The 11,242-nt window shown below is 72.6% G+C and carries 8 protein-coding genes; 1 reads left to right on the forward strand and 7 read right to left on the reverse strand.

The genetic code is table 11. From position 1 onward, the window contains the following. Positions 1-2: 2 nt before the first annotated feature. The 7 genes from F6W97_RS21970 to F6W97_RS22000 all read right to left on the reverse strand — a co-directional run bounded on the left by F6W97_RS21970 (position 3) and on the right by F6W97_RS22000 (position 9,504). The gene (locus tag F6W97_RS21970) at positions 3-2,480 is read right to left on the reverse strand and encodes an AAA family ATPase (RefSeq protein ID WP_155372304.1); all 2,478 of its coding nucleotides are present in this window, start codon (positions 2,478-2,480) and stop codon (positions 3-5) included. A 73-nt stretch (positions 2,481-2,553) separates the two neighbouring features. Next, positions 2,554-3,717 (reverse strand): exonuclease SbcCD subunit D, encoded by a 1,164-nt coding sequence (locus F6W97_RS21975; protein ID WP_155372305.1) that lies wholly within the window; start codon positions 3,715-3,717, stop codon positions 2,554-2,556. A 15-nt stretch (positions 3,718-3,732) separates the two neighbouring features. After that, the gene (locus F6W97_RS21980; protein WP_407924597.1) at positions 3,733-5,484 is read right to left on the reverse strand and encodes an ATP-binding protein; all 1,752 of its coding nucleotides are present in this window, start codon (positions 5,482-5,484) and stop codon (positions 3,733-3,735) included. 289 nt (positions 5,485-5,773) lie between these two features. Next, complete coding sequence (locus F6W97_RS21985; RefSeq protein WP_155372307.1) at positions 5,774-6,850, reverse strand: hypothetical protein; 1,077 nt, start codon at positions 6,848-6,850, stop codon at positions 5,774-5,776. Further along, complete coding sequence (locus F6W97_RS21990) at positions 6,847-7,341, reverse strand: SigE family RNA polymerase sigma factor (RefSeq protein WP_155372308.1); 495 nt, start codon at positions 7,339-7,341, stop codon at positions 6,847-6,849. The genes F6W97_RS21985 and F6W97_RS21990 overlap by 4 nt, the downstream gene beginning before the upstream one ends. 185 nt (positions 7,342-7,526) lie before the next feature. Continuing rightward, a complete protein-coding gene (locus F6W97_RS21995; RefSeq protein ID WP_230686974.1) occupies positions 7,527-8,222 on the reverse strand; it encodes a pyrimidine reductase family protein in 696 nt (231 codons plus the stop codon). A gap of 211 nt (positions 8,223-8,433) precedes the next feature. Continuing rightward, positions 8,434-9,504 (reverse strand): potassium channel family protein, encoded by a 1,071-nt coding sequence (locus F6W97_RS22000; RefSeq protein WP_155372309.1) that lies wholly within the window; start codon positions 9,502-9,504, stop codon positions 8,434-8,436. Positions 9,505-9,787: 283 nt separating this feature from the next. Here F6W97_RS22000 and F6W97_RS22005 point away from each other — a divergent pair, with 283 nt between their 5' ends. Then, positions 9,788-11,092 carry an ABC transporter substrate-binding protein gene (locus F6W97_RS22005; protein ID WP_155372310.1) on the forward strand — a complete coding sequence of 435 codons (1,305 nt, stop codon included), beginning with the start codon at positions 9,788-9,790 and terminating at the stop codon, positions 11,090-11,092. Positions 11,093-11,242 lie beyond the last annotated feature (150 nt).

Raw genomic sequence — 11,242 nt, forward strand, 5'->3', positions numbered from 1 at the left:
GTCTATCCGACCCGCTCCACGCGGGCCGTGCGGGCGTCCTTGCTGATCTCGAAACGGACCGGGATGCGCTCGGCCAGGGCCTGGACGTGCGTCACCACGCCGACCATGCGATCGCCGGTGGCGGCGAGGTTTTCCAGCGTGGCGGCCACCGTGTCCAGAGTGGACGCGTCCAATGTGCCGAAGCCCTCGTCGAGCATGATGGACTCCAGGCTCGCCGTCGGCGACAGGCCGCCGAGCTGGTCGGCGAGTGCGAGCGCGAGCGCCAGCGAGGCCTGGAACGTCTCGCCGCCGGACAGCGTGCGCACGGTGCGCCGCAGCCCCGCGTCGTGGTGGTCGACCACGAAGAACTCGCGGTCCTCGTGGATCAGGTCGTACTGCCCCGAGGACAGCTCGCGCAGGATCGCCGACGCCCCGTCGACCAGCGCGTCGAGCGCCTCCTGCAGCAGCCAGGCCTCGAAGTTGTTGGCCCGCAGGTGCGTGGCCAGCGCCGTGGCCACCTGCCGGTCGGTCTCGATCACGGCCCGCTGCGCGCGCAGCGCCTCGGCCTGGGCGCGCCGCTCCAGCAGCAGGTCCCGGGCGGCGGCCATGCGCTCCACGGTCACCGTGGCGGCCCGCAGGTGCTCCCCGGCCCCGGGGCGGGGCAGGTCGGCGGCGGCGAACAGCTCGTCGAGCCGATTCACCAGGGCTGCCGTGTGCTCGCGGGCCTGGACCAGGCGGGCCCGTTCGCCGTCGCGGGCGGCCTGGGCTGCCGAGGACTGCTCCCGGGCCCAGCCGTCGAGGGCACGCCAGGCGGCCGCCAGGTCGTCGCGGTCCGCGGCGGGCGGGGCCAGCACGGCGACGGTGTCGCGGGCCGTGTCGAACGAGCGCCAGCCGGCGGTGAGCCGGTCCTGGGCCTGCTGCGCGACCGCAGCAGCCCGCCGCTGGGTCTCGCGTGCGGTACGCAGCGCTGCCGTCGCCATGCTCAGTTCGCGCCGCAGCGCCTCGGACGCGGTCAGCTGCTCACGCAGCTTCGGCACCGGTGCGGCCCCGTGCAGCACCCGGGCCACCTCGGCGGCACGCACCCCGAGCTGCTCGCGCTGCGCGGACGCCTTCGCGTGCCGCACGCTCGCCTCGTTGACCTTGCGGTCGAGCTGCTCACGCCCGGCGCGGGCGGTGGTCACGGACTGCTCGGCCTGCTCCACGACCTTCTTGGCGGCGGTCATCGCGGGCTGGTCGGGCATGGCCGGCACGATCGCGACGTGCTGGGTGCAGACGGGGCAGTCGTGCCCGGCCTTCAGGTCCCGGCGCAGCCAGGCGGCTCGGTCGGAGGTCTGCGCCGCCTGCAGGGCCTGCTGCGCCTCGGCCAGCGCCCGCTCGGCCTGGCTCTGGCGGGCGACGGCGGTCTGCTGCGCGCCGAGCGCGGAGTCGTGCAGCTGCTGGGCCTGCGACGCGGCGGCGTCCAGCTCGGCGAGCTGGGTGCGCAGGCGCGACGATTCGGCGTGCGCCTCCAGCAGGCCGCGCAGCACCGTCGGGTCGGCGGCCGCCTCCAGCTGGGCGCGGACCTTCTCCTCCGACTCCTCGGCGGCGCCGACCGCGATCGCGGCGTCCTGCGCGGCGGCCGCCGCGGTGCGGGCCGTCTCGGCCAGCGTGGTCACCCCGGCGGGCGCGACGACCGAGGTCAGCACGCGCAGCCGCTGCTCGGCGGCGGTCGCCTCCGCGCCGACCTGCTCGACCCGGCGCTGCGCCTCGAACAGCTCCGGCAGCGCGGCGTCGACGTCGGCGGCCAGCTTGCGGGCCTGCTCGACGCGCCGCTCGGCGGCTTCGAGGGCCTCGTCGGAGGCGGCCGCGGTGAGTTCGTTGAGCACTGGCTCGGTCGCGGCGAGTTTCGCGTTGGCCTCGCCGACCAGCGTGGCGGCCTTCTCCCGGATCTTCTCGTACACGTCCAGGCCCAGCAGGCGGACCAGGATCTCCTGCCGCTCCGCGGGCCGGGCGTGCAGGAACGCCGCGAACTCGCCCTGCGGCAGCACCACACACTTGATGAACTGGTCGTACGGCAGCCCCACCACGTCCGCGATCGCGTGGTCCAGCTCGCTGGGGGTGCCCGCGAGCGCCTCACCCAGCTCGTCCAGCAGGTCTTCGCCGTCCAGGCTGGACGCGTCGAAGCCCGGGGTCAGCGCCTGCAGTCCCGCAGCCCGGGTCGCCACCCGGCCCTTGCCGTCGCGGCGCACCACCCGCGTCGCCGCGTACCGGGTGCCGGCGGCCTCGAAGATGAGCCGCACCGCGGCCTCGGATGCCGACGGGGCGAGCGCGTGCGCGACGCTGCGGCCGCCGCCCCAGCGCGGGGCGGTGCCGTACAGCGCGAAGCAGATCGCGTCGAGCAGCGTCGACTTGCCCGAGCCGGTCGGGCCGACCAGCGCGAAGAAGTCGCAGTCGGTCAGGTCGACCGTGGTCGGCTCCCGGAAGACGGTGAAGCCGCGCAGGTCCAGTCGCAGCGGCCTCATGCCCGGACCCTCCTCGTCGTTCCCGCGCCCCGTCGCCCGGCGGGAGCCGCGCCCCGGCGCGCAAGCCGCCCGCTCATCCGGCCACCTCCGTGTAAAGGCGCTCGAACAGGCTCTTGGTCGCGGCGTCCTCGTGCCCGCGGTGGGTCAGGTAGTCCGAGAACAGCTCCGGCGCGCTGCGCCCCGAGCGTTGTGGCCGGGCGTTGCGGGTCGCCGCGTCGGGCAGCACCGACGGGTCCACCCGGATCTCCAGCGCCCGCGGATACAGCTCCTGCACCTGCTCACGCAGCCCGGCGCGGGGCGGCTCGGCGACGTACACCCGCAGCCAGGCCTCGTCCTCGCCCTGCGTCTCGGCCTGTGCGGTCAGCTCCTCGAGCGTGCCGCGCAGCGTGCGCAGCGGGGTGACGCTGGGCAGCTCCACGGTGCGGGCCTGCGCCGACGTCTGCGCGGTCACCTCGACCATGGTCACGCTGGGGCGGTTCTCCTGCTCGCCGAAGTCGACCGCGATCGGGGAGCCGCTGTAGCGGACCGGGCAGGCCCCCGGCAGCAGCTGCGCCCGGTGCAGGTGGCCCAGCGCCACGTAGTGCGCGTTGCTCGGGAACACCGACGACGGCACGGCATAGCCGAGGATGCAGTGCGCGTCGCGCTCGCCGCCGCCCATGGTGCCGCCGACCACGGTCAGGTGCGCGGTGAGCAGGTTGACCGTCTTCGGGTCGGCGAACGCCTGCTCCGCCAGCCGCGACATCAGCCGCGCCAGGTGGTCGGCGTACGTCGCCTGCGCCTCCGCCTCGGTGAGGTCGAACATCTCCAGCGCGCGTACGGCATACCGCTGGGACAGGAACGGCAGCGCGACACAGCGCCACTCCTCACCGCCCCGGGTGGTGCCGGAGACGATGTGGTCGGCCGGGTTCTCGCTGATCCGGCCGCGCAGGATGATGCCCGCCGCGTCGGCCCAGGAGCGCAGCGCGTCCAGCGCCGCGCCGTTGTCGTGGTTGCCCGCGATGGCCAGCACCTGCGCCCCGGTGGCGCGCAGCGCGCTCAGCGCCCGGGTCACGATCTTCGTGGCCTCCGGCGACGGCGCGGCCACGTCGAACAGGTCACCGGCGACGATGATCAGGTCGGGCTGCTCGGCCTGGGCGATCTGGACCACCGCGTGCAGCGCGGCGATCTGCTCCCCGGTGCGGGAGCGGCCCTTGAGCACCTTGCCGACATGCCAGTCGGAGGTGTGCAGAATCCGCATTCGCCAGTCCTCGCCTTAGAAGGGGATCTCGTCGTCGGCCATGCCGTTGCGCGCGCCCGAGCCGACCACCGCGAACGGGTCGGTGGCGCTGACCATGCTGGCCAGCGTCGCCCGCGGCGCGGGGCCGGCCTCGCTCGGCCGGGTCGCCCAGGCCGGGAACGGGAACTCCACGGCCAGCGGCACCGGGATCTCCGGCTGGCCCACGAACATGGTGCCGGGCTTGGCCAGCAGCACCCGCTGGCGCTGCGCGGGCGGCAGGAAGCCGTACTCCGGCCGGCCCGCCTCGGCCGGGTCCAGCCGGCCGACGACCCGGATCGCCGAGTTGGCGACGATGCGCCGCTCCACTTCCGAGGCGGTCTGCTGCGCGCCGATCAGCACCACGCCCAGCGAGCGGCCGCGCTCGGCGATGTCGAGCAGCACGTCCTTGATCGGGCTGGAGCCGTCGCGCGGGGCGTACTTGTTCAGCTCGTCGAGCACCACGAACAGCAGCGGCTTGGGGCTGCCGGCCTTCTCCTTGCGCTCGAACTCGGTCTTCAGCGTCACACCGACCACGAAGCGCTGCGCCCGGTCCGGCAGGTTGTGCAGGTCGACGACGGTGACCTGGGCGCTCTCGGCGGTGGAGATGCTGTGCGCGCGGCGTTCGGGCAGGTCGCCGCGGATCAGCCGGGCCAGGTCGCGCTTGCTGTTGATCAGCCGCCGGGCGAACGCGTTGATCGTGCCGATGCCGACCGAGCTGCCCGACCAGGCGCCCCGGGTGTCCTCGTCGTTGAGCTGCTCGACCAGGTAGTCGACGAGCTGCTCGTAGCTGTTGATCCGGAAGCCGTCGAGGGTGATGCCGCCGTCGGTGGGCACCGCGTTCTTGGCCAGCTGCGCGGTGACCGAGTGCACCACCATCGTGTACTGCTGACGTTCGTCGTCGGCGTCGGCGAACACGTACGGCAGCAGCCGGTCGGTGCAGAACTGCGCCAGCGTCCAGTAGAACGGGTCCACGCCGGTGAGCCGGCTGGCCACGTCGGGGCTGCCCGTGGGGTCCCCGGCCCGTGCCGGGGCGAACACGCTCACCTGCGGGAACGGCGCGGCCTCCAGGCCGAGCTTGTGGTACTGCGCGCGGGTGCGCTCGTCCAGGCGGGTGTTCTGGTGGTCGAGGAACAGCAGGTCCTCGCCCTTGACGTTGAAGATGAGCGCCTTGGTGTTGACCGCGTCGCCACCGAACACGCCGGAGCGGAACACGGAGTAGAGCAGGAAGGTCGCGAAGCTGGTCTTCGTCGCGACGCCCGAGATGCCCGAGATGGACACGTGCGCGCCCCGGCTGCCGTCGAGGAAGTCGGCGTTGAGGTAGACCGGCTGGCCGTCGCGGCCGGTGCCGATCGGCAGGCGGCGGTGCATGCGGTCGAACGACAGCGCACTGTCGCGGGAAGCCCCCTGGGCCCGGAACGCGACCGCGCCGGGCAGCGGCGGCACGTACACCTCGGGCTCGACCCGGGTCACCGTGACCTCGGCCGCCTCCTGCACCTGCGCGGGCAGCATGCCCTCGGCGATGGCGAACACGTCGGAGTCGAAGCTCGCGCCCTCGTGGCGGGCCCGCACGCTGGTCACCACTCCGGCGATGGTGACCATGCCGATGTCGGGCAGTGGCCGCTGGGTCACCACCACATCGTCCAGCTGCAGGTATGACCCTTCGGCGACCGCGACCCAGAAGGTCAGCGGACTCGCGTCCTCGGTGCCCAGCACCCGCCCGACCGGGGTTCCCGGCTGCTCCTCGCTCACCCGCAGAACCCTAGCGGTCACCAACGACAAACCCACCTCTCTCGCGCCCCGACAGTGACCAGCCCCCTCCCCGTGTCACCACCCCGACACCCCGCCGCCCCGCTCACCCGCTCCCGGCCACGCCGGTCATGATCGCTGTTTCGTGTCGGAAAGCGAGGTCCAGCCCTACTTTCTGACACGAAGCAGCGATCATGGCCGGAAGCGGCGACCGTGGCGCGCGGTCAGGCGAGCGTGACGCGATCAGGCGATCTCGGTGTGGCCGTCGGCCGGGCCGATGGCCGCGAGGCGGTCAGGGTCGGTCCTTGCCGGGGATGACTTCGACTACCCAGGTGCCGGTGACGTTGCGTGGGGTGACGGTCAGGGTTACCCGGGAGCCGAGGGTGGGCGGGGTGAAGCCGACGACGTCCGGCAGGGGGCGGTAGGTCGCGGTCTGCCAGTAGACGCCGGCCTCGCCGGTCTCGTAGTTCCACCAGGTCGGCGATTCCACCTCGACGCCGTCGAGCGAGATGCCGAGAGTGCCGGGGGTCTGTGAGCGCAGACGCAGGTCGTAGCGGTCCTGCCAGACGATGGTGACGCTCATCGGGCGCAGCGGGTCGGCGGGGTCGCTGCGCAGCCACAGGTGCTCCTCCTCGGGCGCCTGGTCTACCCCGCCCATGACGAACACGCCCTCGAAGTCGACGACCGGGCGCAGGGTGGCGGGCCGGGCGGGCAGCGGGTAGTCGGCGTACGCCAGGTGCTCGCCGACGGCGACGCTCAGCCACGCGGTCGGCGGCACCGGGAAGTGCTCGTTCCTCTGCTCCTGGTCGCGCCAGACGACCATGCCCGTCGCGGTCATCGTGAGGGTGGCCGGCGTACCGGTGCGCACGCCGAATTCCGCGGCCGTTGCCTGGTGGTCCGGCCACGAGACGCTGCTGCTGCCGTTGCCGCCGCAGGTGCCGCCGTGGTTGGGGTGGCCGTTGACCGTCATCTCGTATTCCAGCGCGCCGTCCGCCGCCCCGGTGCCGCAGCGGAAGAAGAGGCGCAGGTCCGTCGTCGTCGGGGTCCAGGTGATGGTCACCGACGTCGTGCCCGGCGCGGACTTCGCGGCGGCCACCACATGGGCGCCGACGGCGTACTCCGGGAAGCCCTCGACAAGGCGCGGTAGCGGGCTCGGGGTGACCGCGGGTTCGGGGGCGCTGCGCAGGGCGGGCGTCACGCCGTACCCGATGAGGACCAGCGCGACCACCGCGGCGAGCGCGCCACCGACGGTCATCCGGCGGCGGCGGCGCGTGGCGATCCGGCCCTGCACCTCGTCCAGCCGCAGGTGCTGGCTGAGACCGGTGGGCGGCGCGGAGCGGTCGTCCAGCAGCTCCTTCAGGTCGATCATGCGAAGGCCCCCTCGATCGTGAGCGACTCGTCCAGTCGCAGCCGGGCCAGCGCCTTGGCGGCCTGGCTCTTCACGGTGCCGACGGACACCCCCATCACCTCGGCGATCTGCGCCTCGCTGAGATCCTCGAAGTAGCGCAGCACCAGCACGGCCCGCTGGCGGCGGGGCAGCCTGCCCAGCGCCCGCCACACCTCGTCGCGGGCGTCGACGCCCAGGTGCGGGTCGCTGCCGGCGGGTTCGGGCAGCACCTCGGTGGGCTGCTCGCCCCGCCAGCGCCGCCGCCACCAGGTGGCGTACGTGTTGACGAGGATGCGGCGCACGTACGGCTCGGGATCGGCGTCGATGCGCCGCCACGCGCTCCAGGCTTTGACCAGGCTCGTCTGCAGCAGGTCCTCCGCCTGTCCCCAGTCGTGGGTGAGCAGGTAGGCGGTGCGGAGCAGCCGTGGCGAGCGGGTCGCCACGAACTCCGCGAAGGTGTCGCTGTGCGTCACCGGTCCTCCAGGGTGTCGGTCGCCGGTACTACCACTCGGCCGACCGAACGGGTTGCCTGCTGCCCCGGAGCTGCCCGCAGGTCCCGAGAACCTACCCGACCCCGTCGTCTACGCGCAGGTCAAGGCGTGTGGAGGGTTAAGAAGGTGCCCTTCCGCTACCTATAGCGATGTGAAGGTGCCCTTCCTTACTTACGGACGTGGCGGGTGAGGAGGAAGCCCTCGTCGGTGGTGAGGACGTGGGTGGTGGTCATCGGGCGGGGCGGGTGGGGCGGGCCGGCGGTGATGCGGCCGGAGCCGGGGCCGGCGAGCAGCGGGGAGAGGGTGAGGCAGAGGTCGTCGACGAGGTCCTGCTCGGTGAGGGAGCCGAGCAGGCGGGGGCCGCCCTCGCAGAGGAGCTGGGTGAGGCCCTGGTCGTGGAGCAGGCGCAGGCCGGTGGCCAGGTCGGGGATGTCGGCGACGTCGGCGACCGCGGACAGCGCGCGGCGGGCGGCCGGGTCGGCGGCGGGGCCGGTGAGGATCAGGGGGCGTACGGGGGCGTCGGCCAGCGCGGGCGCGGCGGGGTCCAGCCGCAGCGTGGCCGAGACCACGACCAGCCGGGGGTACGCGGGCAGCCCGTGCTCGCCCCGCCAGGCCCGGCGGGCGGCGTCCAGGGTGAGCGGCCGGTAGCGCTCGTCGCGCAGCGTGCCCGCGCCGACGAGCAGCCCGTCGCAGAGTTTGCGCAGCAGCCGGAACACGCGCTTGTCGTCGTCGCCGGAGAGCCCGGCGGACAGCCCGTCCACGGCGACCGCGCCGTCCAGGCTGGATACGAAGTTCACCCGCAGCCACGGGGTCTGCGCGCGGGGGTGGAGCCGCACCAGGTCTTCGTCGTCCAGTGCGGCCAGGCAACCGGCGATCACTCGCCCGCCGCCCCGGTGGCCGGGGGAGTGGGCTGCGGCGGCCGGTGCTGGCAGTCGCACCAGGACCGGCCCCGGCACTCGCGGTGGCGGCGCTCCCGGCACGCCTGGCAGATCATGTGACCACTTTATCCGCGCGGCGGCCCGGGCACGGCCGGTGCGCCGACCCCGGCCGGGCGGCCGGCCGCGGCGGGCGGGGTCAGGGCGTGCCGATGACCGAGGTGACCTCGCCGTTGCGCTTGCGGGGCCGGCAGCCGACCACGACCAGGCAGTCACCGGCCTGCAGCGTGGCGACCTCCTGCCAGGGCAGCGCCTTGCCGTCGCGCAGCACGGCCACCACCGGCTCGGGGCAGTCACGGGTCGGCCGGCCGATCTCCTCCGGCCGCACCGGGCGTTCGACCAGCTCCAGGCCGTCGCCGTGCACCAGCAGGTCCGAGAAGACCTCGCTGACCAGCGGTGACTTGGCGGCGACGCCGAGCAGCCGGCCGGCCGCCGCGGACGAGGTGATCACCGCGTCGGCGCCGGAGCGCAGCAGCAGCGGCTCGTTCTCGGCCTCCCTGATCGCGACCGCGACCAGGCACTTCGGGTTGAGCTGGCGGACGGTGAGGGTGGCCAGCACCGCGGTGTCGTCGCGGTTGGTGGCCACGATGACGCGTTTGGCGGTGTGCACCGACGCCTGGCGCAGCACCACCGCCCGGGTGGCGTCGCCGAGCACGGCGGCGAACCCGTCGCGGTTGGCCTCGTCGACGTACTCCTGCCGGCTGTCGACGACCACCACCTGATCCGCCGAGGTGCCGGAGGCCTGCAGCTGGCGGATCGCATTGGCGCCCTTGGTGCCGTATCCGATGACGACGGTGTGCCCTCGCAAGGTCTTCCTCCAGCGGTCGCGCCGCACCTGATCGCGGTAGTTCTTGGTGAGCACCTGGAACGCGGTGCCGACGAGGATGGCCAGGAAGGCGATCCGCAGCGGCGTGATCACCAGTACGTTCACCAGCCGGGCGGTGGGGCTGACCGGCACGATGTCGCCGTAGCCGGTGGTCGACAGCGTCACCGTGGCGTAGTAGAGCGCGTCCAGCCAGCTCATCTCGCCGTCGGAGCCGTCCTTGTACCCGGTGCTGTCGGCCATCACCACGCACACGACGGCGGCCAGGATGCCCAGGCCGTACAGGACCCGGCGGGTGATCTGGCGGACCGGCTCGATCTCGCGCTCGGGCAGCTTGATCTGTCCGCGCTCGATAGCGGCGGCGCTCTTCCACTTCGGCCCGGCCATGCTCGGAGAGTATCCGACGAACAGCCGCCCAACCCTGACCGTACGAACGAATTAATAACCGTCGAACGGCCAACAACCCCGGCGTCGTCGCTGGCCACGCTCTGTCGATCATGCAGTGACGTAGGTAACAGAATGGGAACGCTCCCATCACCTCCCTTGACACCCACGTAACCTCACGGCAATCTCATGGGAGCGCTCCCGACCATGTGGTCCACGCCACACGGGGCACGCGATCCCTACGCATCACCCCCCACCGCACATCGACGACCTGAGAGGGGTCAGGATGAGCACGAACCTGCGGCGCCGTTCCTTCGCGGCGATCGCACTCGCTGCCGCCGTCACGCTCGGCGCAGCGGCGTGCTCGGAGGAGCCCACCAGCTCCACGAGCAACGAGCCGATCACCCTGAATGTGGATGTCTTCGGCAACTTCGGTTACGAAGAGCTTTACAAGCAGTACATGGCGGAGCACCCCAACATCAAGATCGTTGAGCGTGGCACCGGCTCCCAGCTGGACGCGCACAACCAGCAGCTGACCCAGCGGCTCGCCGCCGGCGCCGGCGCGGGTGACATCGTCGCGCTCGAAGAGGGCGTGATCATCTCCTACCTGGACAAGGCCAACCTGTTCACCGACCTCGGTGAGTACGGCGCCAAGGACCTCGCGGGCAACTTCATCCCGTGGAAGTTCCAGCAGGGCACCACGGCCGACGGCAAGATCCTGGGCCTCGGCACCGACGTGGGCTCGATGGCCATGTGCTACCGCACCGACCTGTTCAAGAAGGCCGGCCTGCCGACCGACCGTGCCGCGGTCTCGGCCCTGTGGCCGACCTGGGACGACTACATCAAGACCGGCCAGACCTTCAAGAGCAAGGTCAAGGACGCCGGCTTCATCGATGCGGTCACCAACACGTACAACACGATCCTGATGCAGAAGGCCGGTCAGGGCGCGGGTCACACCTACTTCGACAAGTCGGGTGCGATGGTCATCGACACCAACCCGGCCGTCAAGGACTCGTACGACCTCGCGGTCAAGATCCTGGACGCGGGCCTGTCGGCCAAGCTGCAGGCCTGGACCCAGGAGTGGAACAACGGCTTCAAGAAGGCGCAGTTCGCCACCATCGCCTGCCCGGCGTGGATGACCGGTTACATCACCGAGCAGAACGGCGCCGACGGCAAGGGCAAGTGGGACATCGCTGCCGCGCCCGGTGGCGGCGGCAACTGGGGCGGCTCGTTCCTCGCCGTGCCGAAGCAGTCCAAGCACGCCAAGGAGGCTGCTGAGCTGGTCAAGTTCCTGACCAACCCGGCCGGCCAGACCGCCTCGTTCAAGTCGAAGGGCAACCTGCCCTCGTCGCCGCAGGCGCTGGGCGACCCGGCCGTCAAGGCGGCCGTGAACGAGTACTTCAGCAACGCCCCGACCGGTGACATCTTCGCCAAGGGCGCGCTGGACCTCAAGCCGGTCTACCTGGGCGCGAAGAACGCCCCGGTGCGCACCGCGGTCGAGAACGCGCTCCGCACGGTGGAGCAGGGCACCAAGTCGTCCGCCGACGCCTGGACCGCCGCCGTCACCGACGGCAAGAAGGCCGCCCAGTAAGTAACGCCCGATGAAGCCGGGGTGGGCGGGGGGTGCACGCCCCGCCCCCCCCCCCAGGCCGGCCCCCCCCCCAGGGGGGCCCCCCCCCTCCCCCTCCCCCAACTCCCCCGCCCCCCCCCCCCCCCCCCCCCGCGGGGGGGGCGGGCCCCC

This window comes from Catellatospora vulcania (assembly GCF_009720385.1).
Classification (GTDB): Bacteria; Actinomycetota; Actinomycetes; order Mycobacteriales; family Micromonosporaceae; genus Catellatospora; species Catellatospora vulcania.

Excerpts from the sequence above, each read along its gene's own strand:
- F6W97_RS21970 (WP_155372304.1), bottom strand. The coding sequence starts at position 2,480 with ATGAGGCCGCTGCGACTGGACCTGCGCGGCTTCACCGTCTTCCGGGAG.
- F6W97_RS21975 (WP_155372305.1), bottom strand. The coding sequence starts at position 3,717 with ATGCGGATTCTGCACACCTCCGACTGGCATGTCGGCAAGGTGCTCAAG.
- F6W97_RS21985 (WP_155372307.1), bottom strand. The coding sequence starts at position 6,850 with ATGATCGACCTGAAGGAGCTGCTGGACGACCGCTCCGCGCCGCCCACC.
- F6W97_RS22000 (WP_155372309.1), bottom strand. The coding sequence starts at position 9,504 with ATGGCCGGGCCGAAGTGGAAGAGCGCCGCCGCTATCGAGCGCGGACAG.
- F6W97_RS22005 (WP_155372310.1), top strand. The coding sequence starts at position 9,788 with ATGAGCACGAACCTGCGGCGCCGTTCCTTCGCGGCGATCGCACTCGCT.